We start from the raw sequence: 26338 nt of genomic DNA on the forward strand, positions 1-26338 counted from the left end.
TATGTCAATGAACTCCTTAATCCACGCTCCTGAAAAACCCCGCTCAATAACCCACAGTTCCTCTCAAAAGCGGGTGCAAATATAAGAGGGTTTTTTAGATATCCAACCAAAAAATGAGGATATTTTTTTTTCTTTTTTTGACACAAATGCTAACTTTATAGTCCTTAGTTTTTTGTCAAAAAACACCTCAGAAAAAGGACCCTAAATATAGTGCAAAACCTGTATTAACTCCAAGTTAATTTCCAGATTTTTTTTTCTGGTTCCACCGATCGGAAAGGGTTGCGTAATCGTACCCAAGGACGGACGGCTGGCGTTCCAGCTGCCCGGCTGCAAAAGCCCTTTGGAGGATATCCTCTATCAGATAGTCTTCGTGGACATCTTCCGGATGGAATTCTTCCTTGATGCTGATCTTGAACATACGGGCGGTAGTCTGATACCAGAACGCCCGCCAACCGCTTCGAAGCTCCTTAACCAGGTCGAAGGCCGTTTCCCCGGTCTGCCGGTAAATGAGCTTTACAAGGATCTGCCCTTCGGTACGGGTAAGCTTCTTGAGCTCTGCAGAAAACTCTTCCTCTATATAGCGCTGAACTACCTTGGTGTAGTCCTTGCGTTTTCGCCCTGATTCAATCCTGGCCAGCCTTTCATTGAGGGAGACCAGCCTTTCCGCCGCCAACTTGGCATAGGGATAAACCTTCAAGGTCTTCCGCCTGAGGATATAATACCGGAGCTTCTCGTCATAGGAATCAAACTTCAGCTTTCCAAAAAGGAACACCTCCTCGAGTTCGATGGAGCTTCTGAAAATAGAATCGCCTTCAATGATGATCATCTTTTCCTGCAGGGAATCCAGAGGCACTTCGGGCAACTGGGCAAAAACCCCCGGGGACAGGAAAAACAACAACACGATCAAACGGTGACCCGCCATGCGAAATTCGGATTTTATGCCCCCCAAAAGTACGGATAACCCGATTGAAAGGCTATTAAATAAAAGTGAATATTACTTAAGTTTGCATCAAACCAAAACTGATGAATACCTCAAAAATCCTTACTGAGGAATCCCTGGGATTCTTTGAAAAATACCTGAACAACGCCTCCCCCACCGGCTATGAATGGGAGGGTCAAAAAATCTGGATGTCATACCTGAAACCCTATGTGGACCATTTTATCACCGACACGTACGGGACAGCCGTGGGGGTCATCAACCCCGATGCCCCTTACCGGGTCGTGATAGAAGGTCACTCCGATGAAATTTCATGGTATGTGAATTACATCACCGATGAAGGGTTGATCTACGTGATCCGCAACGGGGGAAGCGACCATCAGATCGCCCCCTCCAAATGGGTGAATATCCATACCGACAACGGAATTGTGAAAGGGGTTTTCGGGTGGCCGGCCATCCATACCCGCGACAAGTCCAAGGAAGAACCCCCAAAGCTCGAAAACATTTTCATAGATATCGGGGCGAAGGATAAAAAGGAAGTGGAGAAAATGGGGGTGCACGTCGGGTGCGTCATCACCTATCCCGACACCTTCCAGGTCCTGAACAAAGACAAGTTTGTCTGCCGCGCCATCGATAACCGGGTCGGGGGGTTCATGATTGCCCAGGTGGCACGCCTGCTCCATGAAAACAAAATCAAACTCCCGTTTGGCCTGTATGTCACCAATTCGGTACAGGAAGAGATCGGCCTGAGGGGCGCTGAGATGATCACGCAGCGGATCAAACCCCATGTGGCCCTCATCACCGATGTCTGCCACGATACCACAACCCCGATGATCGAAAAAAAGAGCGAAGGGCATATCGAAATCGGGGCCGGGCCGGTGGTCTCCTATGCCCCGGCAGTTCAACACAAACTCAGGGAACGCATCCTGCAGACGGCCCGGGCCCATAAAATACCCTACCAGCGCCTTTCGGCCTCCCGGAGTACGGGAACAGATACAGATGCCTTCGCCTACAGCAACGGGGGGGTTGCAAGCGCCCTGATTTCCCTGCCCCTGAGGTATATGCATACCACGGTGGAAATGGTACACCGCGATGACGTGGCCAATGTTATCCGACTGATCTATGAGACCCTCCTGACTATAAAGGAAGGGGAAACCTTTAGTTATTTTGACTAAACCTTCTTAAAAAACCGCCTGCTTCAATGGAGGAACACCTGGAAATCTGGGACCCTTCGGGGGTCCCTACCGGAAAAACTGCCCCGAAATCGGAAGTACACCGGGAAGGCTGGTTCCACCCCACGGTGCATATCTGGTTCTACACCCCCACAGGAAAGGTGCTCCTCCAAAAACGGGGCCCTGGGAAGGAGACGTTCCCGGGGCTCTGGGATGTCTCGGTAGCCGGCCATGTGCAGGCGGGGGAAACTCCCATGGAAGCCGCTATCAGGGAGGTAAAGGAAGAAATAGGGCTGGAAATTGCCCCTACAGCCTTAGCCTTCCTGGGGCGGTTTAAATCGGAACAGGCCCACCCGGGCGGCATCGTGGACCGGGAATTCCAGTACAGTTACCTGAGCCAACTGACGGTGCCCCTGGACGCCCTGGTACCGCAGGCCGGGGAAGTGGAAGCCCTGGAAGTGAAACCCCTGATCCAATTTGCGGAAGAGGCCTGGGGGCTGGCGCGGCCTGGCCATTACGTGCCCCACTCCGGGGCGTATTACGGGGAGGTGGTCAGGGCGATAAAATCACGGCTTTAAGAGCCTGGAAAAAGACTCCCATTGCTCCAGGTCATAGGCCTGCTGTTCCCCGGTAGCCATATCCTTTACCATAAACGTGCCGGCCTGAAGTTCTTCGTTCCCGATCAGAACCACATAAGGGACCTTCTTGCGGTCTGCGTATTTGAATTGTTTGGGGATCTTGGCCTGATCAGGGTACAGGTCGGCCCGGATGCCGCGGCTGCGAAGCCGCAGGACCAGCCTCAGGGCGGCCCGGGCTTCCTCCTTCCCAAAATTCAGGCAGAAAACTTCCACCGCCTGTTCCAGGGAAGCAGGGAACAGGTCCAGTGCTTCCATGACAAGGTAAATCCGGTCGAGGCCAAAGGAAATACCCACCCCGCTCACCCCGGGGAGCCCGAAGATACCGGTGAGGTCATCATACCTTCCCCCACCCCCAATGGAACCCATGGGAACGGTCTCCGGGGCGGCCACCTCAAAGATCGCCCCCGTGTAATAGTTCAACCCGCGGGCCAGGGTAATGTCTACTTTGCAGGAAGCACTTTCCAGTCCAAGAGCCTCCGTAAGCGATAAGATTTCCTCGAGTTCAGCGACCCCTTCCATGCCGGTGGTGGATCGGGAAAGCAATTCCCTGAGGGCAGAAAACTGTTTTGACGCCGTGCCCCCCAGTTCGAACAGGGGCGCTGCTTTTTCTATCGCCTCTGCCGGGATCCCTTTTTCGAGCATTTCGGCCTCCACCTTCTCCCTTCCGATCTTATCGAGTTTATCCAGGGCCACGGTGAAGTCGGTCAGGTGGTTTCCCGCCCCTATGGTTTCCGCGATCCCCGAGAGGATTTTCCGGTGGTTTATTTTTATGGTCACCCCACCAAGGCCCAGGGCGGTAAAAACCCGGTCGTAGAGCTGGATGAATTCCAGTTCCTGTATGATCCCCCCTGCGCCAACCACATCGGCATCGCACTGGTAGAATTCACGAAACCTTCCGCGCTGTGGCCGGTCCGCACGCCAAACAGGCTGCACCTGATACCTTTTGAAGGGGAAATCGATTTCGTTCTGGTGCATGACCACATAGCGCGCAAAGGGGACGGTAAGGTCGTACCTGAGGGCCTTTTCGCTGATCAGGGGAGTCAATTCCCTGACGTCTTGCAGGCTTTTGGAACCGGGGGATACTTTTTTCAGGAAATCCCCGGAATTCAGGACTTTGAAAATAAGGCGATCGCCCTCCTCCCCGTACTTACCCATGAGGGTATCGTAGTTTTCCATGGCCGGAGTCTCGATGGGCTGGAACCCGAAAAGTTCAAATTGCTGCCGGATGATTCCAATGATGTAATTACGGCGGGCTACTTCGTGAGGGCTGAAATCCCTTGTCCCTTTGGGTATGGAAGGTTTTTGTGCCATGGTTCGCTGGGTAGTTGTGCAAATATAGCGGAAAGGGATGGTCCGGGGAGTCCTGCGGCTAGATTTCCAGGATTTCCTCAAACCAGCGGAAAAGCTCCCCTTTGGTAATACCCCCCCCTTGCTCGATCAGGCCGAATTTGTCCTGGTTGGGGTCAGCGGAATAAGCTTTTGAAGCGGTAAGGTACTCCACCCAATCGGACTGCCAGTTTTTTTTGAACCAGGCAAAGCCTTCCTCCTGCTGCAAATCCACCTCAGGGTTGTGCACGCGTACTGAGATGAGCTTCATTTCTTTTTCTGCACAATAAAACAGGTGCATATGCTGGGCGCTGATGTTTTCCAGGTATGTTACCCGGCTGAGGACCCCTTCCCAGATCAGGTCGCTGAACACATCGATCTCTGCCTCCGCCACTTCTGGCTTTGATGCCTTAAGGGCCTGCCATTCTGCTGCGGTAATGGACTGGGTAGCCAGGAAATTAATGAATTCCGGATGAAGTTCCTCCAGCTGTTCCCGGGTGAGCCTTCTGTATTTCATAGGATAGCGGTATCAAAAAAAATCCACCCTGCCGGCAGGGTGGATTTTCAGTTGTATCAGGGGCCGCTTATTTTTTTTCGGCGACCACTTCAAATCCGAACTCTACCTGCACCTCGCGGTGAAGGCGAATTTCAGCCTCATAGGGTCCGGCGCGTTTGATAGCCCCGCCCTTGATGAGGATGTATTTCTTGTCGATTTCATGTCCTTCCTTTTCCAGGGCCGCCGCCAGGTCGATGTTGGTTACCGAACCGAAGAGTTTGTCGGCTTCCCCGACTTTAGCCTCGATTTTTATTTCCAGCGTCTTCAGGGCCTCGGCCACTTTCCGGGCAGCTTCGACCACCTGTTTTTCCTTGTGGGCTTTTTGCCGCAGGTTTTCCGCCAGCACCTTGCGGGCAGAAGGCGTAGCCAGGATTGCCAGCCCCTGGGGAATCAGGTAGTTGCGGCCGTAGCCATTCTTTACAGATACCACGTCGTCCTTGAACCCAAGGTTTTCGACGTCTTGCTTTAAGATCAATTCCATGTTTCCCTCAGTTTATTTTAGTAAATCTCCCACGTAAGGCATCAGGGCCAGGTGGCGGGACCTTTTTATCGCCTGGGCAACTTTCCGCTGGTATTTCAGGGAAGTACCCGTGAGCCTGCGGGGCAGGATTTTACCTTGTTCGTTAACCAGCTTCATCAGGAAATCCGGGTCTTTGTAGTCGATATACTTGATTCCCGACTTCTTGAACCGGCAGTATTTTTTCTGCTTGCTGGTTTCTATGTTCAGCGGGGTTAGATACCGGATCTCCCCGTCTTTTTTGCCTTTTGCCTGTTGTTGTAGAGTGGCCATGTCTTACGCTTTTGCTTTTAGTTTGTTCCTACGTTTCTCCGCCCATTCGACGGCATGCTTGTCCAGTTTAACAGTAAGAAACCGCATAATGCGCTCATCTCGTTTGAATTCCTGCTCATAGGGGCCTATGGCTTCCCCGGGGGCGGTGAATTCAAAGAGGTGGTAGAATCCACTCTTTTTGTGTTGAATGGGATAGGCCAGTTTTTTCAGGCCCCAGTCTTCCTTAGACACCATTTTGGCGCCGTGTTTTTTCAGGAAATCCTCGAATTTCTTTACTGTTTCCTCTATCTGGGTCTCAGATAGAACGGGATTTAAAATGAAAACAGTTTCGTAATGGTTCATAAAATGAAGTGTTTAAAAAGGAGCGCAAAAGTAATAAATCTTTAATGCATTTACAAGAAATGGAAAAAAAGATCGTTATAGCTACAAGCATGCAAAAAACAGAGCTTAGCCTACAACCCAAAAATAGTGTTCAATTTAAATTAGTCTATGGTCATCGTCAACAGTACAGTTATTGACACCATGTTCACAACTTTACTTGTAGTTCATCGTGGTAATTAGGTACTTTGCCGATGATTTAACCCCACAAATCAACCATTTATGAAACTTAGGAGTATTGTCGTTGATGACTCATCAATGCAGCGAATGGCAGTCGCTAAATTGGTGAACAATCACCCAAATCTTGCTTTGGTCGCTGAGTATAGCAATGCTATCGAGGCGAAAAATGGCATCAAGAACAACGAAATCGACCTTATTTTCCTGGATGTCGAAATGCCCATCATCAGTGGCTTCGACCTTCTGGAATCTCTGGAAAACCCACCCCAGGTGATCCTGATTACCGGAAAACCGGACTACGCCCTGAAGGCCTTTGACTACGACGTTACCGATTACCTTCACAAACCCATCACCATGGCCCGCTTCGACGCTTCCGTAAAGCGTGCGGTAGCCAAGTTCGAACAAATGCACAAGGTGCACGAAGATGAGGAACATATTTTCGTGAAGAGCAACCTGAAGAAGCGCAAAGTGGTCCTCAGCGACATCAAATGGGTGGAGGCCCTTGGGGATTATATCAAGCTCGTTACTGACGAGGCCAACATCGTGATCCTCTCCACCATGAAGGCCTTTGAAAACCAGCTTCCCGCCGACAAGTTCCTCCGGATCCACAAATCTTACATCGTAAACCTGGAGCGCATCGAAAAATACAACAGCAAGAATGTAGAAGTAGGCGGGCGTTCCATCCCCCTGAGCCGGAACAAAAAATCGGAACTGGCGGAAGCCCTCAGCAACGTCTAATCAAATATAGTCTACATTATAGATCACACGAATACTTCTAAACCGGGAAATAGCATCGAAGGATTGTTCTATCCTTTTGATGCTATTTTTCGTTTTGGGCAGGGACTGGCCCGGTGGAATCTTTAATAAAATCTGCTTGTGGTACTGGTTCCTAATCCGGGCCACCGGAGGAAATTCAGGGCCCAGGACCTCCCTGTCGAACAGCATCCGCAAGGATTTGGCAAACCAGGATGCCCCTTCCTCCACCCTGCCCCATTCCCGGTGACGCAGGGTAATTTTGATCAGGCGCACCACGGGCGGGTAGCGGAACTGCTCACGCTCATAGAGCTGTTCCCCGAACATCCCCTGATAATCGCCTGTGGAAACCTGCTTCAGGATCTGGTGATGGGGATTGTAGGTCTGGATCAGTACCTTTCCCCTCGGGGCGGTACGGCCGGCCCGGCCTGCCACCTGGGTCAGGAGTTGAAAACACCGCTCGTGCGCCCTGAAATGGGGAAAATTGAGCAGGGAATCCGCATTCATGATCCCGACAAGGCCCACATTCCCAAAATCCAGGCCCTTGGTCACCATCTGGGTACCCACCAGGATGTCCACTTCCCGGGCCTCAAACTGTTCAATAATCCGTTCGAAGGCATACTTGCCGCGCGTGGTGTCGAGATCCATGCGGGCACTGGTGGCCCCGGGAAACAGTTCCTTTAATTCCTCTTCCACCTGTTCCGTGCCAAAGCCCTTGGTATCGAGGGTGGCATTTCCACAGGCCTGGCACCGGGCTTCCAGGGCGCGGTGATAGCCACAGTAATGGCAGCGAAGCTGCTGGAGGCCCTGATGGAAGGTCAGGGTTACATCGCAATGGGGACACCCCGGGGAATGCCCGCAGCTGAGGCATTCCACAACAGGAGCATAACCACGGCGGTTTTGAAAAAGGATCACCTGCCTGCCTTCCTGCAGGGCCAGGCTGATGCCTTCGCGGAGCCGCTGCGAAAAATGCCCTTTCATCTGCTTTTTCCGGTAGGCCTGCGAAAGGTCGACCAGCTCGATTTCGGGGAGGAGCACCCCGCCAAACCGCCTTTGCATCCGGGCGTAGCCGAATTTCCCCTTTTGGGCGTTATAATAGGTTTCCACACTGGGGGTTGCGGAACCCAGAACAACCGGGGCCCCGGCCATTGAAGCGAGCATAATGGCAGCATCCCTGGCGTGGTACCTGGGGGCCGGATCAAATTGTTTATAGGAGTTCTCGTGTTCTTCATCCACGATCACCAACCCGAGCCTCGCGAAAGGCAAAAACAGGGCCGACCTGGCGCCCAGGATAACCGCTGCCTTCTCGCCGCCCCGCTGCACATGTTGCCAGAGTTCGGCCCGTTCCTGCTGGCTTTGGCGCGAATGGAAAACCGCTACCCGGGCCCCGAAAAGGGCCTGGAGTCGATGCGTCAGCTGGGCGGTAAGGGCAATTTCCGGGACCAGGTACAACACTTGTTTGCCCCGGTCGAGGCATTCCCGGATCAGATGGTGGTAAACCTCTGTTTTACCCGAGGAGGTTACCCCGTGCAGCAATACCGGTTTCCCCTGCCCGAAGGCCTGCCTCACGGACGCCAGGGCCTCCTCCTGCTCTTCATTCAGGGCTGCGGGTTCCCCGGTTTCAGCGGGTCCTCCGTAAGAAATCCTGTCCTGCTGCAATTCGTATTCCTGCAGGATACCCTTGTCGATCATGGCGCGGATCACAGAGCGGGAAGTCCCTGCCCGATCTTCCATTTCACGACTGCGGACGGGCTTGTCCCTGCCCTGCTGCAGCTGGAACAGCTGCAGGATAACCTGGGTTTGTTTTGGGGCCCTGGTGAGGGATTCCAGCAACCTTTCCAGGGCTGGATCGCTTTCATACGTGGGGTGAAGGCGAACAAAGCGCGCTTTCTTCGGCTGGTAATCTTCCCGAAGGGCCTCCTGAAGGTCTATGGCGCCTTTCCGCAGCAGGCGATGCAACAGGGGGAGGACATTTTTGCGATCGGTCAGCTCGCTGATCTGCGAAACCTTAAGGACCCCCTGGTGTTCCAGGGCTTCCATCACCAGGGCCTCCTCCTCCGTCAGGCTATCGCCATCTTCCGCGACATCGGGGTTCCTGACCACGCGGGTCTCGCTTTCCAGGAGGAACGCCCCGGGGACTGCTGTTCGAAAAACTTCCCCCAGGGTGCACATATAGTAGGAAGCGATCCATTTCCACAAGCGCAGTTGAAGTTCCCCGACCAGCGGGGTTTCATCCAGCACCTGGTAGACTTCCCTGGCCTCGTACGCCACCGGCGGGGAATGATGAAGGCTGACCACAAGGCCGGTGTACAATTTGGCCTTGCCGAAAGGGATGGCCACCCGCATCCCGGGCTGCAAAATTCCAAACTGCCCCGGGGTAACCGAATAGGTGAAATTCCGCTCCAGGGGGATGGGCAACAATACCTCTATAAAATACTCCATCCGGCGCAGTTTTGATAAGCCCCGACTGCCTCCCGCCCCGCGGCAGAGCCATGGCCTGAAAATGAACATGCCCTAGTCATTCCTCCGGATACTTTTATGCAGGTAGGCCAGGGTGGCATTCAATTCAAACCCAAGCAGGAGGATATTGGAATTCAACCAGATATAGATCATAAAGATCAACAACCCGCCCAGGGCACCATAGAATTCATTGTACCGGGCAAAATTTTCGATGTAGATCCCAAACAGGTAGGAATTCAGCAGGATCAGCAGGGTGGTCATCAGCGCCCCATAGGAGAAGAACCGGGCCTTTTTCCCTTCCATGGTCCCGAAATAGTAAAGGATGGCCGTGGTCAGGTACGTCAGCAAAACAAAGAAGGCCAGCTTCCCGATCCGGGCCACGGCGAGCTGGCCTGCATCGAGGGCCGGCCCCCCGTCAGCCCGGGCATATTCCTGCAGGTACCCCAGCACATAAACCTCAAAATACAGGTAGAAAACAGCGCCGACCACCAGCAGGAGCGACAGGATGAGGCCGACCATGAGGGCGTAGGCATATTGCCTGAAAAAATTCCGGGTGAACTCAATGTGGTAGCTGGATTCAAACCCCCCGAATATGGCATTTACACCATTGGTCATCAGCACAATGGAGATGAGGAAGGAGGACGAAAGCCAACCCCCGTGTTTCTGGTCCTTGATCTGCTGGAAGACCTCCATAAAGTACTCCCCGGTGGCCTTGGGCAGCATGGTATCCAGGAAATGCAGGAATTGCACCTCAAAATCACCTTCTCCGATATGGATATACGGGATCAGGTATGGGATCAGGGTGACCAGGAAAATAATAAGAGGAAAAAGGGCTAAAAACAGGCTGAAGGCGATAGCACTGGCCCTGGTAGACAGGGCCCCCCGGATAATCCCCCGCAGGTAGAGTACAATAAGGTCAAAGAGGGACATCCCTTCAAACCCTTTGAGCCTCGCCCGTTTTAGAAGCTTAACCAGCCATCGGACCAGGGGAATCTCCTCTAATTTTTTTCCCAGGGAACCTTCCATCTAAAACGCCTTTAGGCTGAGGTCCATATTGGCCACGGAATGCGTGAGGGCCCCAGAAGAAATATAGGTAACCCCGCATTCCGCGTAGCTGCGCAGGGTCTTTTCGGTAATGCCGCCCGAGGATTCTGTCTGGCAGCGGCCTCCGATCAGTGCCACGGCCTCGCGGGTCTCCTTCAGGGTAAAATTATCGAGGAGGATACGATGCACCCCTTCCGACTTCAGGATTTCGGCCACCTCCTGCAAATCCCTCGCCTCTACGATAATCTTCAGGTCCAAACCCTTTTGGTCCAGATAAGCCCTTGTCTTGGCAATGGCCCGGGAAATCCCTCCGGCGAAATCGATGTGGTTGTCTTTAAGCATAATCATGTCATACAGGGCAAACCGGTGGTTTTCGCCGCCCCCAATCCGCACGGCCCATTTCTCAAGGGCCCTGATGCCCGGGGTGGTTTTGCGCGTATCGAGGATTTTGGTCCCTGTGCCCTCGACCAGATCCACATACTTCCGCGTTTTGGTCGCTATGGCGCTCATCCGCTGCATGGCATTGAGCACCAGCCTTTCGGCCTTCAGGATACTCAGGGAAGGGCCTTCCACCTCAAAGGCCACCTGCCCGCGTGTAACCGGGCTTCCGTCGGGGAGGAACACCTCCATGCGCAGCTGCGGATCTACCGTTTTAAATACCTGCCTGGCAAAATCCACCCCGGCCAGGATACCGGTATCCTTGACCAAAAGCCGGGCCCGGCCCATCGCCCCGTCAGGGATACAGGCCAGGGAACTATGGTCGCCTTCCCCGACATCCTCCCGCAGGGCGTTGGCAATAATGAGGTCAATTTCTTCCTGGAATTTTTCAGCAGAGATCATAGTGCTAAGGTACTAAAATGTTTGCTCAAAGCCCTGTAAATCGAAACCATATACCCCTTGCGAAGGCCAGTATCACGGCTGTTTGCCCCCAATGACTTACTTTTGGGGAATGAAGCTGCGATTACTGGCCATGGGAAAAACGGTTCCCGGCCCCATGGAGGAGTTGGTGGATGACTATTCCAGGCGCCTGGGCCGATATATCCCATTTGAATTGGAATGCCTGCCGGAAATTAAAACTACCGGCTCCCTACCCGTTGATGCCCTCAGGGAGAAGGAGGCAGACCAGTTGCTCAAAAAGATTTCCCCGACCGATGTGGTCTGGCTGCTCGATGAACGCGGGAAGGCCTACCGGTCTGTTGAATTCGCTGCACACCTTCAAAAATGCATGAACTCAGGGCCGCGAAACCTCGTTTTGGTCATCGGGGGCGCCTACGGCTTTTCCCCCCGGATGTATGGGCGCGCCCAGGAGAAAATCAGCCTCTCTAAGATGACCTTCAACCACCAGATGGTCAGGCTCTTTGCCATTGAACAACTCTACCGGGCCTTCTCTATCCTGAAGGGAGACCCCTACCACAACGAATAACCGGGTTTGGCCTAGTAAAGAACCCTGAATTTTATGGTGTGCTCAATGTCTTTGAGGGCACGGGTAACTTCCTTGTTATAATCGCGGTCCAAATCGGTGATGACATAGCCAACCTCGTTGTCGGTGGACAGGTACTGGCCCGTGATGTTCATGTCATAGGAGGCCAGGATTTTGTTGATATGCGCCATGATGCCCGGGACGTTGTCGTGGATATGCAGGAAGCGGTGGGCATTTTGCTGCTTGGGAAGGCGGATGTTCGGAAAATTGACCGCATCCACGGTGCTTCCTGAGTTGATGTATTCCATGATCTTGTTGGGGACAAAATCTGCAATATCGCGTTGGGCTTCCTCTGTACTCCCACCGATGTGCGGGGTGAGGATAAGGTTGTCCAGTCCCTGCAGGGGGGTGTGAAAGGGCCCGTTGGAAACCGGCTCCTCGGGATAGACATCCACTGCAGCCCCGGCAAGCCACCCCGTTTCCAGGGCTTCCTTAAGGGCGGGAATATCCACCACAAAGCCCCGCGAAAGGTTAATCAGGTAGCTGCCCTGCCGCATCTGCCTGAGCTCACGGGCGCCAATCAGATTGCGGTTGTGGGGGTTGTCGTCGACGTGCAGGGAAACCACGTCGGCAACATTCAGTAAATCTTCCAGGGTATTGCATCGGACAGCATTGCCCAGGGCCAGTTTGTCTTCCACATCGTAGTAATAGACCCGCATCCCCATGGCCTCCGACAGCACCGACAACTGCTTCCCGATATTGCCGTATCCCACAATGCCCAAATTCTTGCCGCGGATTTCCCTGGCATTGGCAGCCGTTTTATTCCAGAAGCCCGTGTGGAGCTCTGTGGAGCGGGGAAAAATACTGCGCATCAGCATGATAATCTCCCCCACCGCCAGTTCCACCACGGAACGGGTATTGCTATAGGGGGCGTTGAAGACCACCACCCCTTTCTTGCGGGCATGGTTCAGGTCAATCTGGGTGGTACCGATACAAAAGGCCCCGATCACCATAAGTTTGTTCGCGGCTTCCAGGACCCCGCGGGTTACCTGGGTTTTGGAGCGTATGCCGAGCACATGCACCCCCCTGATCTTTTCGATCAGTTCCTCCTCGGTGAGGCTATGGGCTACCAGTTCCACCGAAAACCCGTCTTCGGAGAGGTTTTCAAAGGCTGCCGGGTGGATGTTTTCCAATAACAGGATTTTGATCCGGTTTTTGGGATAGGACAGGTTTCTGGGTAAGTCGTTCACGAATAGGAATTCATCGAGGTTAGGGGTAATATGGTCTGCGTGCCGCGCCGCTTTCTCGCGGTGCACATTCTCGGTGTAGGCAAAAAACTTATGGGCTATGCCGGCCTCCCGCATCACATAGTCGGAGTAGCCATCCCCAATGACCTGGAGTTCCCCTTCCAGCCCCAGGGACTTCAGGCACTCGATCTTGCCATTGTGACGGGCCAGGACATTCTCGCGGTCAAACCCGACAATGTTCCCCTGGGCATCGTATTCAAAAGTGTTGGCAAAAACCCGTTCCCCGGGGACATTGTACTCCTCAACGATAGGGACGATAAACTCGCGGAACCCGGCGGAAATCACATAGATCTGCGGGGCAAACCGCTCAAAGAACTCGCGGTTGTCGGCTATGGACCTGGATATTTTTTTCCGAAGTTCGGCGATCAGGAGTGGCAGGTGGTCGCGATGGGCTTTGAGCAACCGGATTCGCCGCTCCAGGGACTCGGTAAAGGAAATATCCCCATCGATCCCCAGGTTGGTAATATGCTGGATTTCCCGGATGATCTCCGGCCGGTCCGGGCGGTCCTTCAGGGTGATTTCCGCAAGGACGTCCAGGGCCTCCACCCGGGTGAGGGTACTGTCAAAATCGAAGATGTATTTACGTTCCACGGCCAGGCGACTCCTTCTGTTTGAGGCCCCGAAGATAGAAAGAAATAAAAACCGGTCGAAACAGAGTTTTTAAAAGAAATAAACAGGGGCTCCCCATGGAGGGATGCTGTTCTGCAGCTTTGCGGCACGGGGATTCACAGGGGGATTTACCCTCCTGCTGAGGAGGCCGGATGCCCGACGATTCAACATAAAAAAACCGGCATCCCGAGGAAAGCCGGTTCAGATTATTTAGCGATCGGGATCAGAAGGCGTTCGCGCCGATATTGGCCTGGGCGATAACGGTTCCGTCTGTCGGGCTTTCATAAATGTTCAGGTGGCCGTCAAAGGTCATCATGCCGACGAAGGAAATCGCCGTTCCGTTGTCCAGTTGGGTGACCACCGTCTCGCTGATTTCACATTCGCATTCGTTCAGCGTGATGGCAATGGACCCGCCTTCCTCTAGGGTCCCAAAATTTACCGTGGCGGGATGGATGCCCTGGGAGGCATTTTCCAGTTTAATGTAAATGGTTGTGGATCCATCCTCATTGGGGATGAAAGAAGCCACCCCGGTCACCCCGGAATTATTTACGGTCAACAGGTCATAATCCACCCTTTCCGGATCATTCGGGATCCCCGCATCCGGGTTGGGGTTGTTGGGGTTGTTCACATCTGCATCTTCACTGTTGCTGCAACCCATGGTGAATACCAACAAGGCGAGGCTAAGGGATGTAAGAAAATACCGCATGGGGAAACTTGTTAAAGTTAGATAAGTTGTTTGATTTCCTTACAAAAGTATCATAAATGGGTCAGCGACTCCAAAACTTGTCGACCAAATACCAAAAACAGGGCTTCAACCCGAGTTGTTCACCTTCCGTTGCGGGTTCCCGCACTCAGAACCACCTTCGTACCAATTTGCAGTACTGCCGGTAGGCCGGGCCGAATTTCTGGTCCAGGATCCGTTCTTCAGGCCCGATCTGGAACCGGTTCATATAGGCGACAAAAAGGGCCGCCAGCAGGGTGTTGAAGGCATTGCCCAGGTACAGGCCCCAGGAAAGGAGCACCATGAGCAGCGCCAGGTACATCGGGTTCCGGCTAAGGTCATAGACCCCGCGCTCCACCAGGGTTTTGGTGCGTTCAGGGTGATGGGGGCTCAGCGAATTGCCAGCCCTGAGGACCTGTACCACAGCCAGCGCCCCGGTAAGGCCTCCAAGGCCCAGCATGGACCACATCAGGGCCTCCCTACCGGTAAAATCGAACTGCCCCACGGGCAAAAAGCGCCCCAGCAGGAACATAGCCGCGGCAAAAAGTCCAAAAACCAGGGCGGGCGGTACCCGGAGTTCGAGTTTTTCCAACAGTTGGCTCATAGGCTTCAAATGTACTACTTTTGGACTGCTTTCGCAGCAGGCCGGTACCCATGCAGAAAATTGTCTTTGCTTCGCACAACCCCAATAAAGTTGCCGAAATCAGGCAAATGCTCCCCCCGGGGGTTGAGGTCCTTTCCCTGGATGATATCGGTTGTACCCAAGACATCCCGGAAACCGCTGATACACTTGAGGGAAATGCGTATCTGAAGGCCTCCTATGTAAAGGAGCACTACGGATTCGATTGTTTTGCCGACGACACCGGCCTGGAGGTGGACGCCCTGGACGGGGCCCCGGGGGTATGGTCTGCCCGCTTTGCCGGCCCGGGAGGCGATGCGAGGGCCAACATGGAAAAATTGCTGCAACTCCTGGAAGGAAAAACCAACCGGAAAGCGCGTTTCAGGACCGTAATTGCCCTGGCCCTGGGGGAAAGCTACCACTATTTTGAAGGCGTGGCTGAAGGGGAAATCCTCGAACGGCGCACCGGGGATGGGGGGTTTGGGTACGACCCTGTTTTCAGGCCCCACGGACACACCGGCAGCTTCGCCCAGATGACCCCGCAGGAGAAGAACCTCATCAGCCACAGGGGACTGGCCTTCCGCAAGTTCAAAGCGTTTATGGATGAAATAGTTCCCCGCAAAGGCGGCTAATTCGTTTATTTCCGGTATCTTTGCACCGCATTTGTCTTTCTTTCCTGAATCCAGTGGCAAACCGGCACCTGATGCAAGCTCATGAAATCACAAGCCACTTGCTTCACTAATTTCCTATCATTGTTCACCAAGTTTTATGACAACATTTGAATCACTGGGGCTGTCAGCTCCCCTATGGGAAGCCGCGCGCTCCCTCGGATATGTAGAACCCACCTCCATCCAGGCCGAGGTTATCCCCCTGTTGCTGGAAACAGACACCGACCTGGTAGCCCTGGCCCAGACCGGCACGGGGAAAACGGCTGCCTTCGGGTTTCCGCTTCTCCAGAAAACGGACCCCGAACGGCGGGTCACCCAGGCGCTCATCCTCTCCCCTACCCGGGAACTCTGCATGCAGATTACCCAGGAATTGAAGAATTACTCCAAAAACCTCAAGGGCCTCGGAATTACCGCAGTCTATGGGGGCGCAAGCATACGGTACCAGGCCGACCAGATCCGCAGGAACCCACAGGTGATCGTGGCAACGCCAGGCCGGATCAAGGATATGATCGGCCGGGGGATGATCGACCTCTCCAACCTTTCCTATTGCGTATTGGATGAAGCTGATGAGATGCTCAATATGGGCTTCTACGACGACATCAAAGACATCCTTTCCCATTCGCCGGGGGATAAGTCCACCTGGCTGTTTTCGGCCACCATGCCCAGGGAGGTAGCCCGGATTTCCAGCGAATTCATGCACCACCCGAAAGAAGTCACGGTAGGGACGAAAAACAAGGCCGTCGACACTGTACGCCACGAGTATTTCACCGTTTCCGGCAGGGATCGCTACCCGGCCCTGCGCCGCCTGGTGGATGCCCATCCGGGCCTGTTCTGCGTGATCTTCTGCCGCACCAAGCGCGATACCCAGAAAGTGGCCGAAAAGCTGATTGAAGACGGGTATAGCGCCGGGGCCCTCCATGGCGACCTGAGCCAGAACCAAAGGGACCTGGTTATGGGTGCATTTCGCAAAAAACAAACCCAGCTCCTGGTGGCAACCGATGTGGCTGCACGTGGCATTGATGTGGAAGACATCACCCACGTGATCCATTACCAGCTCCCTGATGAGATCGAAACCTACACACACCGAAGCGGCCGTACCGGAAGGGCCGGCAAGTCAGGGGTTTCCATGGCCATCCTTACCCGTTCGGAACTCAGGAGGGTGCGCCAGCTCGAAAAGATGATCGGGCAGCCATTCCAGCAAAAACAGTTACCCGATGGGATGGATATCTGTGAGATCCAACTCTACCACCTGGCATCCAAAATAAGAGACACCGACATCAACCCCGATGTGGAAGGCTTTTTGCCTGCTATTCGGGACGTCCTTGAAGGCCTCAGCCGCGATGAACTGATTCAGAAAATTGTCTCCGTGGAGTTCAGCAGGTTTTACGACTTCTACAACAAGGCCCAAAAATTTGGGCAGGAGCCTTCGGCCGCGCCTATGGACCTGCCGGAATCCGGAGGTGGAACTACCCGGTATTTCATTAACCTCGGGGAAAAAGACGGTTTTGACTGGATGAGCCTGAAGGATATGCTTCGTTCCAGCATCGGCCTGGGCAAGGAAGATATTTTCCATGTGGACGTGATGGATACTTTTTCCTTTTTCACCACCGACGCAGTCATGGCACCCCTGGTCCTGGAGACCTTTGAAGGGTTTAAGCTGTCAGGAAGGCCTGTGCATATTGAAATATCCAGTGCGCCGTCCGGCGCCTCCAAACGGGGCGGGAAAAAAGGCCGTAAAGGTACCGGGCCCTACACGGGCGGGTTTCGGAAATCCGGTAAAGCCACGGGCTTTAAGAAAGGGAAGAAAACCAAAAAGACAGGGAAGGCCCGCAAGGGATCCTATTAGTTAAGGCTATCCCAAAAATTTGGAAATGACCTGGTTTTTTTGCTTTCTTCGTTGGCCTTGCTTTGGCGGATAGAACGCATGTCTCGACTCTTATTTTTACTGGCCCTCCTGGTTGCCGTGCCTTCATTGGCCCAGGAAACCGGAGGCGAAGCCCTGGATGGCACCTTCAGGGCGGTAGTGGTGAATGCCCAGACCGACAGGCCCCTGGAAAGCGTGCATGTGGTTAACCTGAACCAGGTGGTGGGTACGATTACCGACCAGAATGGGGAATTTTCGATCCGGGCAGCGGTCAATGACACCCTGTATTTTTCTTACCTCGGGTTTAAGTCCCAGAAAATCAGGGTAACCAATGACATGTTCCGGTTCGAGGACACCGAAATTGCCCTTACCGAGCTTGCCTATGCCCTGGAAGAAGTGATCGTCAGGCCCTATCAGCTCACGGGTTACCTCGAGATAGACGTCAAAAACCTCCCCATCAATACCGGCTACCAGTACAGCATTTCGGGCCTTCCGGTCAGTTATGAGGCGGGCAATAAGACCCCCGGGGCAGTGACCAAGGTTTTGGGGGCCATCATGAACCCGGCAGACCTGTTGCGAAACCTTTTCGGCAGGCAGCCCAACCAGATGCGGAAATTGCGAAAAATCAAGGAAGACGACCGCATCCGGGACCTGCTCGCTTCGAAATTCGACCGGGAAACCCTCATGGAGCTCCTGCAGCTCGAAAAGGTCGACATTGAAGATATCCTGACCAATTGCAACTATTCCAACTCCTTTATCAAAACGGCCAACGACCTCCAGATCCTCGATGCCCTGAGCAGTTGCTATGAGGAATTCAAGGTGTTGAACCGCGAAAAATAAATTTTCGATTTCAAGGGGCATTTTTTAGTTTTAGGGAAAATCTCCGACCGATGAACAAACCCCTGGTTTTGTTGCTGACCTGCCTGTTGCTTGCCAGTTGCAGGACAGACCCGAAAACCGCTTCCCGCCTTAATCCCGAACCCTCAAATACCCCTGTGGTAAAAAACGATACCATCCCTTTCCTTTGGGATGCGGCCAACGTCTATTTCCTGCTGACCGACCGTTTCCACAATGGGAACCCCGGGAATGACGTGAATTTTGGACGCACCAACCCCACAGGTCCCTTACGCGGGTTTATGGGAGGCGACCTGGCGGGGATCACCCAAAAGATCGAATCGGGGTATTTTACAGACCTGGGGGTCAACGCTATCTGGTTTACCCCGGTGGTCGAACAAATCCACGGGGATACGGACGAAGGGACGGGAAACAGTTATGGGTACCATGGCTACTGGGCGAGGGACTGGACAGCCCTGGATCCGAATTTCGGCACCTACGAAGACCTGAAAAACCTGGTGGAGGCCGCCCACAAACGGGGGATCCGCATCCTGATGGACGTGGTCCTCAACCATACCGGGCCGGTAACTGAGGCTGATCCGGCATGGCCGGAGGATTGGGTTCGGCTTGAGCCTACCTGCGGGTTTACCACATATGAAAATACGACAGCCTGCACCCTGGTGGACAACCTTCCCGACATCTACACCGAGTCGGACCAACCGGTGGAATTGCCAGATGCCCTCCTCGCCAAATGGAAGGCGGAAGGAAGACTGAGCAACGAGCTGGACGAACTTCAGGGCTTTTTCGAGCGCACCGGATATCCACGGGCCCCGCGCTTTTATCTCATCAAATGGCTTACCGATTATGTAAATGACCTTGGGATCGACGGGTTCCGGGTGGATACCGCGAAGCATGCCGATGAAAAAGCCTGGGCCGAACTTTACCGGGAAGCCGCCCACGCCTTCGAATCCTGGAAAAAAAGGAATCCCGCGAAGGTCCTGGACGACAATCCCTTCTTCATGGTTGGAGAAGTGTACAATTATGGGATTTCCGGGGGAAGGGACTTCGATTTCGGGGACAGGAAGGTGGATTATTTCTCCCATGGATTCCACAGCCTGATCAATTTCGAGCTCAAGGAAGATGCCCATAAAGATTACGAGCAGATATTCGGCAAATACCATAAATTACTCAACACCCAACTGAAAGGAAAGGGTGTTTTAAACTACCTGAGTTCCCACGATGACGGGTCGCCCTTTGACCCGGACCGCCTGCAACCGTACAGGGCGGCCAATGTACTGCTGCTGACCCCGGGAGCCTCTCAGGTCTACTACGGGGACGAAACTGCACGAAGCCTTAAGGCGGAAGGGGCTGTAGGGGACGCCAACCTCAGGTCATTTATGAACTGGGAAGCTGTCGACAGCCTGGAACAAACCAGGAGCATCCTTACGCACTGGCAGAAACTCGGGCAGTTTCGCCAGCGCCATCCCGCGATTGGGGCAGGACGACACAACCGGCTTTCGCGCAAGCCCTATGTCTTCAGTCGTACCTATACCGATGGCGATTACCGCGACAAGGTAGTGGTGGGACTCGACCTGCCCAAAGGAAAGAAAACCCTGGGCGTAAAAGGGTTTTTCGGGGATGGTACGAGCCTGTACGACGCGTACTCAGGCTCAAAGGTTGTCGTGAAAAACGGGCGGGTGGAACTCGATACTCCTTTTGACATTGCGCTGCTTGAACTGGCAGGCACCCAATAGGGGCAAATCAGCCGGATGGGCTGCCCCGCCTGGGGGTAGAAACCCGCCTGTACCAAAAGACAAAGCCGGAACCAAAAGAGAAAAAACCGAAATTTCAACCCTTAGTTCACTGGCCTGTAAACATGGTTTGGACTACCAGCCAACACAGGCCTATCGAATATTGAAATTTAACCCCGGGGCAACGTTGTTGTACCCCGGAAGGTGTACGCCATCTTCAGGCCAAACCACCCCAGGCTCAGGTTGGCCGTCAGGTTTGCCCGGAGCCCGGAACCGGGACATGATGGTTAGCGGCGGATTCCGTATATTTCCCTATTATGTTACGGGAAAGGTCCAAAATATTTCATTTGCTATCAGCCCTGCTGGCCTCCCTACCCATGATCCTCCTGGGGCAGGAAGGGAACTATAAATTCGAGAATTTCGGGAACCAGTCTGTGCTGCTTAACGGCAACGTTACCGGGAGCGTTTCCGACCTGGGGCTCACCTATTACAACCCTGCCCGCCTGGCGCTGATCGAACAACCTGCATTCACCATCGGGGGAAAAGCCTACCAATGGTCCCGGTACCAGTTCGACAACATCCTCCAAACGGAAAAAGGGTTAAGCTCAAATAGTTTCGGTGGCATCCCGGCGACCATTGCCGGCACCTTCAGTGTAAAGCGCCTCCCGAACCACAAATTCGCCTATTCCATCCTGTCAAGGCACCGGTCCGATATACAATTGGGGTATAATTCTGGCCTCCTGAAGGAGGACCCCATACAGATCCTTCCCGATATCCAAGGCAGCTTTACCGACCTCTCCTTTAAAGACCAGCTCCGGGAAGAGTGGTTCGGGGTAACCTGGGCCCATTCCCTCTCGGAACACTTCGCTGTAGGGGCGTCCCTGTTCGGAAGCATCTATGAGATACAGGGCCGGGCCGACATCCTCATCAATGAACAGCGGGAAAACAATTCGGTGATCGCGTACAACAACCGGCTTTCCTACCAGCAAAAAACCCATGGTTTGTTCCTCAGGCTCGGGGCGGCCTGGCAATGGTCAGGTATCGACCTTGGGATGAATGTGAGCCTGCCCTTCACCTCCCTTAGAAACAAGACCTCCTTTACCTACCTGGAATCGCTCAGCGGGTTTTCCGCCGAAGAAGACTTTATTGTAGCCGAAGAATTCGGCGGGTTGAAAGGGCAAAGAAAAACCCCTCTTGGAATTGCCCTGGGGGCAGGGGTTCCCTGGAAAAAAAACAAGTTGCACTTCAATATGGAATGGCATGGGGCCGTGCCATCTTATGAGCGCATTGCATTTCCGGTCCTTAACGGTGAGGCTTCCGTGGGGGAAAACCCTTTTCGGGAACAACTCAGGCAAGTCTTTAATTTTGGCGCCGGGGCCGAGGTATATCTTTCAGAATCCGTTAACCTGATCGGAAGCTTTTCCTCCGATTTTTCGGCCACAGAGCAGGGAACCAACCTTTTCGACCTGATTAACCAGAGCAGCGCTAATGTGAATTTACTCGATGACTTCTGGCACGTGGCCTTAGGAGTGGACCTCGACTTTCCGTGGGGCAACTTCACCCTGGGCAGCAGTTATGCGGCTACCAGCAGCCGGATCGACTCAAGCCCAGAGATCCCGGCAGAAGGCATAAACGCCCAGCCCCGCAATTTCACCACCAATATTTCCTTTGAACGTTGGCGGTTTATCGTAGGGCTGGAGATCCCGCTAATCAGGGATACCCTGAAAAACCTGCCCATCCCGATCCAATAATGCCCGGGGTGGCTTAAACACGCGAATGCAACGCAATGCGGTTTCCCTCTGAATCCCTGAACAGGGCCATAAAACCAATGTCTTCAGAGATCCGGGTCTTCGGCTGCAGGATGTGGCCCCCGGCGGCCTCCACCCGTTCCAGTTCCTGCTGCACATCCACCCTGGAAAAATAGATGACCGGGCCATGGGTTTCGCTGGTCTTGTAGGCTTCGCGGTGCAGGACCAGGGAACCGGAGGCGCCTTCCTTGCCCTGGGCATAGGGGAGCCAGCCCATTACCAGGTCCCCGAAGGGGTGCACTTCGATCTCCAACCGGAATACAGTTTCGTAAAATGCCTTTGCCCGATCCATGTCTGTAACGGGAATTTCCACCCAGCCAATCGGATTTTGCTCCATGGGTTTTGACTTTTTTAGGTTTGATGAGTAGTTGCTGTGGCACAAAGTGCCTGAATTAAGGTACGCATTTTCACGATGCCCCGCGGTAGCGGGCCAGGATTTCATCGACAGCCCGGATGCTCTTGCAGGTCCAGTCAAAGCGTTTCTCGAGGACTTCCTGTTCGCTGAGCTGCCATGGCAGCTCCGAACGATGCAGCTGTTCGCTTAAATGCCGGAGGATGATGGCGGCGGCAACGGAAATATTCAGGCTTTCCGTAAACCCGTGCATCGGGATATGGATGGCCTCATCGGCCTGTGCCAGGACCTCTGCGCTAAGCCCTTCCTTTTCTGTGCCAAATAAGAGGGCTACAGGGCTATCGAGCCGAAAAGCGTCCAGGGGGCAGCTTTCCTCCCGGGGGACTGTGGCTACAATCCGGTAGCCTTTTGCCCTCAGGGCTTCAAGACAAGCCATGTTGTCCTCGTACCGGTGCACATCGACCCACTGCTGGGCCCCCATGGCAATCCGCTTGTCGAGGCGGCGCCCAAAGCGTCCTTCGATCAGGTGGGCGTCCTGTATGCCAAAAACATCACACGAGCGGATCACCGCACTGGCATTATGCATCTGGTACACATCCTCAAGGGCCACCGTAAGGTACCTCGTGCGCCAGGACAGGACCTTCATAAAGCGCTCCCGGCGCTGCGGGGTGAGGTACCCCTCCAGGTAAGCCAACAATTCCGGGTCTGTCCTTGCCATTGCGCTCATTCCGGATTAAATTTAACAAATTTCTTCCCCGAAACGGAAATGCCCGGGTTGTGGTCACCCTTGAGGCCTCTGCAGGGAAGCCGGAAACCGGGGTAAAACAGCGGATATGAAAAAGGTAGTGGTACTTAGCGGTGCGGGAATCAGCGCCGACAGCGGGCTGCGGACTTTCAGGGATGCCGGGGGGCTATGGGAGGGGCACGACGTCATGGAGGTGGCTTCCCCGGAAGGATTTGCCAGGAACCCTGGCCTTGTGCTGGAGTTTTACAACCAGCGCCGCCGGCAACTCCTGGAGGTATCCCCGAACCCGGGCCACCTGGCCCTGGCAGCACTGGAAAAGCATTTTGAGGTCGATGTGGTTACCCAGAATGTAGATGACCTCCACGAGCGGGCGGGGAGCAGCCGCGTCCTCCATTTGCACGGGGAGTTGCTGAAAGCCAGAAGCACCGGGCCCGGCCAGCGGGTATATCCCTGGAGGGGCGATTTGCTGGCCTCAGACCGCTGCGGAGAAGGATACCCCCTGCGCCCGCATATCGTTTGGTTTGGAGAAGCAGTGCCCATGCTGGAACAGGCCGCTGCCCTGGCCATGCAGGCCGATATCCTGATTGTGGTGGGGACCTCCCTGCAGGTGTATCCGGCAGCGGGGCTGGTCCATTACCGGAAGGCAGGCAGCCGCATGTTCCTCGTCGACCCCCGTCCCAACCTTCGGGAGGGTGACCTGGAATCCCTTGAAATCATTGCAGAAAGAGCGGCTACGGGGCTCCCTATTTTGGTGCGTCGCCTAATTGATACAGGGCCCGGGTCTGACGGGCCCACTCCATGACCGCTTCCCGTTGGGCATCGGTAAGGCGTGCTTCCTCATGGGTCCAGGTGTATTCATTGAGGGGCATTTCGGAGGCTTCCACCATTTCGATTACCTCTTCCAGTTTGTGGTCCTTCTTTTTCGCGTTGTAGGAATCCCAGTCCGAAAAATTCAGGTGTTCCTTCCCTTCATCGACGTGGTCGGCCAGCCACCAGGATACCGGGGCTACCTGGTTGTACCAGGGATACACAGTGTTGTTGCTATGGCAGTCGTAACAACTGGTTTCCAAAATTCCCGCAACCTCGCCAGAGGGGTTGGTCTCCGCCAGGAAGGCCTGCAGGTGGGGTTCCGTGGAAACATTCTTTTCAGGCCTGAAGAATTGCATTCCCAGGAATACTGCCAACAAGGCCAGGGCTATTTTTTTACCTAATTTCATACCCGTTAAGTTTTGGCCTAAAGTAGTGCATTGGATCAAAAATCACAATTAAAATTACGCCTTGAAGGTATAAAGGCCACCCGGGCAGACCGCCTGGAAATGGCGGGCTTTTTCCTGGAGAATCCCAAGTTTATAGGCCCCTTGCTCGAAATCTGCCTGGGATGCGACGACGCCGCGGGGAGTCGGGCCTGCTGGGTGCTCGAATTCGTACACCAGGCACAACCGGACCTCCTGTATCCTTTCCTGGGGGAGTTTACCCGGGGGATCAGCGGGCCCCGGCGGGATTCCTCCATCCGGCCCCTGGCCAAAATCAGCGAACAACTCCTGAAGGCTTTCTATGCCAACGCGCCCAGGGATACCAGGCCCCCGCTAACCCCCGAACAGAAGGAGGCGCTGGCCGAAGCCTGCTTCGACTGGCTCCTGACCCCGGGGCAGGTGGCCCCTAAAATTTACAGCATGCATTCGCTGCTTTTGCTGGGAAAAGACTTCGGCTGGATCTGCGGGGAACTCAGGGCCATCCTCGAACAACAATATCCAACCGCATCCCCGGCCTACCAGGCACGGGCGAGAAGGGTACTCAGGGGACTGCAATGTCCCTGAAAGGCCCGGGGCCAACCTACCAGAAAACCCAGGGTTTCCGTATCTTTGGCCTTTTAAATTTACCCGCCGATCATGTCAAACCATACGCTGCTGGCCATTTCCCCCATAGATGGGAGGTACCGCGATAAAGTGAGCTCCCTGGAACACTACTTTTCAGAGGCAGCCCTGATCCGCTACCGGGTACGCGTGGAAGTGGAATATTTCATCGCCCTGTGCCACGTGCCCCTACCCCAGCTCCCTGCCCTGGATGAACCGCTTACCAGGAAGTTACGCGCTCTATACAAAGATTTTTCCCTTGATGATGCCCTGGAGGTAAAATCCATCGAGCAGACCACCAACCACGATGTAAAAGCCGTGGAATATTACCTGAAAAAGCGCTTTGACGCCCTCGGGCTGGGTTCCTGCAAGGAATTCATCCATTTCGGGCTCACTTCCCAGGACATAAACAATACGGCCATCCCCCTATCGTTAAAGGAAGCTATGGAGCAGGTATATGAACCGGCCCTGGAAGCGCTTTGCGAAAAACTGACGGCCCTGGCCCGGGAATGGGCGCAAGTTCCCATGCTGGCGCGCACCCATGGGCAACCGGCCTCCCCTACCCGACTGGGCAAGGAAATCGAGGTCTTCGCCCAGCGGTTGCGCGAACAGCGAAGCCTGTTGGCCATGGTCCCGTTCCCTGCCAAGTTCGGTGGGGCCACGGGAAATTTCAACGCCCACCATGCCGCCTATCCCGAAACCGACTGGAAGGCCTTTGGAATGCGTTTTGTCGAAGGCCAGCTCGGGCTGCATTATTCCTTTCCCACCACGCAAATTGAACATTACGACCACATGGCAGCCCTTTTTGACGGGCTTAAACGGATCAATACCATCCTGATCGACCTGGACCGCGATTTCTGGACCTACATCTCCATGGATTATTTCAAGCAACAGATCAAAAAAGGGGAAGTGGGGTCCTCGGCCATGCCGCACAAGGTGAACCCAATCGATTTTGAGAATTCAGAAGGGAACCTGGGCCTGGCCAATGCCCTCTTTGAACACCTCTCGGCCAAGCTGCCGGTCTCCCGCCTGCAACGCGACCTCACCGACAGTACGGTGCTCAGGAACATCGGGGTCCCCCTTGCCCATACCCTCATCGCCTTGCAGGCCTGCCAGAAAGGCCTGGGCAAACTCCTGCTCAATGAGGCGAAGATCCGGCAGGACCTGGAAGACAACTGGGCCGTGGTGGCCGAAGCCATCCAAACGGTTCTCCGAAGGGAAGGGTACCCGAATCCGTACGAGGCCCTCAAGGGGCTTACCCGAACCAATAGCCGGGTCACCGGGGAATCCATCAGGGCCTTTATCGATGGGCTGGACGTTTCGGAATCCCTTAGAGAAGAGCTCAAATCCTTCCGGCCCGAAACGTATACCGGCATCTGAACCGGGGTTACCCTTCTTTGTGGATTTCCACCGAATGGGGATACGGGATTTCGATACCGGCCTGGTCCGGGGAGGGCCTACAGCCATCCCGGGCGGCGAAATACACGTCCCCATGTTCCCGGGGTTTGCCAGGGATTCCCTGTTTCTGATTTGCATGGCATTTGGAACTTTATGCT

Annotated in this window: 27 protein-coding genes; 12 read left to right on the forward strand and 15 right to left on the reverse strand. The window is 54.3% G+C overall.

The window, feature by feature from the left end; genetic code table 11:
* Positions 1-235 precede the first annotated feature (235 nt).
* Positions 236-922, reverse strand: a complete 687-nt coding sequence (locus tag NG653_RS13980) for a DUF4294 domain-containing protein (protein ID WP_252742340.1) — start codon at positions 920-922, stop codon at positions 236-238.
* Positions 923-1023: 101 nt separating this feature from the next.
* On the opposite strand from NG653_RS13980, the gene NG653_RS13985 reads away from it, so the two are divergent.
* Together NG653_RS13985 and NG653_RS13990 are read left to right on the forward strand one after the other, a co-directional pair.
* Entirely contained in the window at positions 1024-2112 is a 1089-nt protein-coding gene (locus NG653_RS13985) for a M42 family metallopeptidase (protein ID WP_252742341.1), read from the forward strand.
* A 26-nt stretch (positions 2113-2138) separates the two neighbouring features.
* A complete protein-coding gene (locus NG653_RS13990; protein WP_252742342.1) occupies positions 2139-2687 on the forward strand; it encodes an NUDIX hydrolase in 549 nt (182 codons plus the stop codon).
* Here NG653_RS13990 and hisS read toward each other — a convergent pair.
* The 5 genes from hisS to rpsF all read right to left on the reverse strand — a co-directional run bounded on the left by hisS (position 2676) and on the right by rpsF (position 5761).
* Positions 2676-4058, reverse strand: coding sequence for a histidine--tRNA ligase (hisS, locus tag NG653_RS13995; protein ID WP_252742343.1), 1383 nt, complete (start codon positions 4056-4058; stop codon positions 2676-2678). The genes NG653_RS13990 and hisS overlap by 12 nt on opposite strands.
* A gap of 58 nt (positions 4059-4116) precedes the next feature.
* The gene (locus NG653_RS14000) at positions 4117-4590 is read right to left on the reverse strand and encodes a DUF6495 family protein (protein ID WP_252742344.1); all 474 of its coding nucleotides are present in this window, start codon (positions 4588-4590) and stop codon (positions 4117-4119) included.
* Positions 4591-4657: 67 nt separating this feature from the next.
* The gene (gene rplI / locus NG653_RS14005; protein ID WP_252742345.1) at positions 4658-5110 is read right to left on the reverse strand and encodes a 50S ribosomal protein L9; all 453 of its coding nucleotides are present in this window, start codon (positions 5108-5110) and stop codon (positions 4658-4660) included.
* A 12-nt stretch (positions 5111-5122) separates the two neighbouring features.
* The gene (gene rpsR, locus NG653_RS14010) at positions 5123-5419 is read right to left on the reverse strand and encodes a 30S ribosomal protein S18 (protein WP_252742346.1); all 297 of its coding nucleotides are present in this window, start codon (positions 5417-5419) and stop codon (positions 5123-5125) included.
* Between the two features lie 3 nt (positions 5420-5422).
* Complete coding sequence (gene rpsF, locus NG653_RS14015; RefSeq protein ID WP_252742347.1) at positions 5423-5761, reverse strand: 30S ribosomal protein S6; 339 nt, start codon at positions 5759-5761, stop codon at positions 5423-5425.
* Between the two features lie 258 nt (positions 5762-6019).
* Between rpsF and NG653_RS14020 the strand changes: the two genes are divergently transcribed.
* On the forward strand, positions 6020-6712 hold the full coding sequence (locus NG653_RS14020) for a LytR/AlgR family response regulator transcription factor (RefSeq protein WP_252742348.1): 693 nt from the start codon (positions 6020-6022) through the stop codon (positions 6710-6712).
* Here the strand turns inward: NG653_RS14020 and priA are convergent, their stop codons facing one another.
* The 3 genes from priA to nadC all read right to left on the reverse strand — a co-directional run bounded on the left by priA (position 6713) and on the right by nadC (position 11071).
* A complete protein-coding gene (gene priA, locus NG653_RS14025) occupies positions 6713-9169 on the reverse strand; it encodes a replication restart helicase PriA (protein WP_252742349.1) in 2457 nt (818 codons plus the stop codon). It abuts the gene before it with no gap.
* Between the two features lie 72 nt (positions 9170-9241).
* Positions 9242-10213 (reverse strand): YihY/virulence factor BrkB family protein, encoded by a 972-nt coding sequence (locus NG653_RS14030; RefSeq protein ID WP_252742350.1) that lies wholly within the window; start codon positions 10211-10213, stop codon positions 9242-9244.
* Entirely contained in the window at positions 10214-11071 is an 858-nt protein-coding gene (gene nadC, locus NG653_RS14035; RefSeq protein WP_252742351.1) for a carboxylating nicotinate-nucleotide diphosphorylase, read from the reverse strand.
* Between the two features lie 109 nt (positions 11072-11180).
* Here nadC and rlmH point away from each other — a divergent pair, with 109 nt between their 5' ends.
* Positions 11181-11654 carry a 23S rRNA (pseudouridine(1915)-N(3))-methyltransferase RlmH gene (rlmH, locus tag NG653_RS14040; protein ID WP_252742352.1) on the forward strand — a complete coding sequence of 158 codons (474 nt, stop codon included), beginning with the start codon at positions 11181-11183 and terminating at the stop codon, positions 11652-11654.
* A gap of 11 nt (positions 11655-11665) precedes the next feature.
* Here the strand turns inward: rlmH and serA are convergent, their stop codons facing one another.
* The 3 genes from serA to NG653_RS14055 all read right to left on the reverse strand — a co-directional run bounded on the left by serA (position 11666) and on the right by NG653_RS14055 (position 14892).
* Positions 11666-13549 (reverse strand): phosphoglycerate dehydrogenase, encoded by a 1884-nt coding sequence (gene serA / locus NG653_RS14045; RefSeq protein ID WP_252742353.1) that lies wholly within the window; start codon positions 13547-13549, stop codon positions 11666-11668.
* 241 nt (positions 13550-13790) lie between these two features.
* Positions 13791-14273: a hypothetical protein gene (locus NG653_RS14050; protein WP_252742354.1), complete on the reverse strand. Its 483-nt coding sequence runs from the start codon at positions 14271-14273 to the stop codon at positions 13791-13793.
* 145 nt (positions 14274-14418) lie between these two features.
* Positions 14419-14892: a methyltransferase family protein gene (locus tag NG653_RS14055; RefSeq protein WP_252742355.1), complete on the reverse strand. Its 474-nt coding sequence runs from the start codon at positions 14890-14892 to the stop codon at positions 14419-14421.
* Between the two features lie 50 nt (positions 14893-14942).
* Between NG653_RS14055 and NG653_RS14060 the strand changes: the two genes are divergently transcribed.
* From NG653_RS14060 to NG653_RS14080, 5 genes are all read left to right on the forward strand, one after another.
* Positions 14943-15539 carry a non-canonical purine NTP diphosphatase gene (locus tag NG653_RS14060; protein WP_252742356.1) on the forward strand — a complete coding sequence of 199 codons (597 nt, stop codon included), beginning with the start codon at positions 14943-14945 and terminating at the stop codon, positions 15537-15539.
* 136 nt (positions 15540-15675) lie between these two features.
* A complete protein-coding gene (locus tag NG653_RS14065; protein WP_252742357.1) occupies positions 15676-17421 on the forward strand; it encodes a DEAD/DEAH box helicase in 1746 nt (581 codons plus the stop codon).
* 78 nt (positions 17422-17499) lie between these two features.
* Positions 17500-18279, forward strand: a complete 780-nt coding sequence (locus NG653_RS14070) for a carboxypeptidase-like regulatory domain-containing protein (protein ID WP_252742358.1) — start codon at positions 17500-17502, stop codon at positions 18277-18279.
* 50 nt (positions 18280-18329) lie between these two features.
* Complete coding sequence (locus tag NG653_RS14075; protein ID WP_252742359.1) at positions 18330-20027, forward strand: alpha-amylase family glycosyl hydrolase; 1698 nt, start codon at positions 18330-18332, stop codon at positions 20025-20027.
* Positions 20028-20371: 344 nt separating this feature from the next.
* Positions 20372-21775 carry a hypothetical protein gene (locus NG653_RS14080; RefSeq protein WP_252742360.1) on the forward strand — a complete coding sequence of 468 codons (1404 nt, stop codon included), beginning with the start codon at positions 20372-20374 and terminating at the stop codon, positions 21773-21775.
* A 13-nt stretch (positions 21776-21788) separates the two neighbouring features.
* Here NG653_RS14080 and NG653_RS14085 read toward each other — a convergent pair whose 3' ends face one another.
* Both NG653_RS14085 and NG653_RS14090 read right to left on the reverse strand, forming a co-directional pair.
* Positions 21789-22169 carry a VOC family protein gene (locus NG653_RS14085; RefSeq protein WP_252742361.1) on the reverse strand — a complete coding sequence of 127 codons (381 nt, stop codon included), beginning with the start codon at positions 22167-22169 and terminating at the stop codon, positions 21789-21791.
* A 70-nt stretch (positions 22170-22239) separates the two neighbouring features.
* The gene (locus tag NG653_RS14090; RefSeq protein ID WP_252742362.1) at positions 22240-22911 is read right to left on the reverse strand and encodes a TrmH family RNA methyltransferase; all 672 of its coding nucleotides are present in this window, start codon (positions 22909-22911) and stop codon (positions 22240-22242) included.
* A 106-nt stretch (positions 22912-23017) separates the two neighbouring features.
* On the opposite strand from NG653_RS14090, the gene NG653_RS14095 reads away from it, so the two are divergent.
* Positions 23018-23731 (forward strand): SIR2 family NAD-dependent protein deacylase, encoded by a 714-nt coding sequence (locus tag NG653_RS14095; protein ID WP_252742363.1) that lies wholly within the window; start codon positions 23018-23020, stop codon positions 23729-23731.
* On the opposite strand, the gene NG653_RS14100 is transcribed toward NG653_RS14095, so the two are convergent.
* Positions 23673-24146, reverse strand: coding sequence for a heme-binding domain-containing protein (locus NG653_RS14100; protein WP_252742364.1), 474 nt, complete (start codon positions 24144-24146; stop codon positions 23673-23675). The genes NG653_RS14095 and NG653_RS14100 overlap by 59 nt on opposite strands.
* 30 nt (positions 24147-24176) lie before the next feature.
* Between NG653_RS14100 and NG653_RS14105 the strand changes: the two genes are divergently transcribed.
* The gene (locus NG653_RS14105) at positions 24177-24746 is read left to right on the forward strand and encodes an adenylosuccinate lyase (protein ID WP_252742365.1); all 570 of its coding nucleotides are present in this window, start codon (positions 24177-24179) and stop codon (positions 24744-24746) included.
* A 72-nt stretch (positions 24747-24818) separates the two neighbouring features.
* Positions 24819-26162, forward strand: coding sequence for an adenylosuccinate lyase (purB, locus tag NG653_RS14110; protein ID WP_252742366.1), 1344 nt, complete (start codon positions 24819-24821; stop codon positions 26160-26162).
* The last annotated feature ends 176 nt before the right edge of the window (positions 26163-26338 follow it).

The organism is Robiginitalea marina (assembly GCF_024006985.1).
Taxonomy (GTDB): Bacteria; Bacteroidota; Bacteroidia; order Flavobacteriales; family Flavobacteriaceae; genus Robiginitalea; species Robiginitalea marina.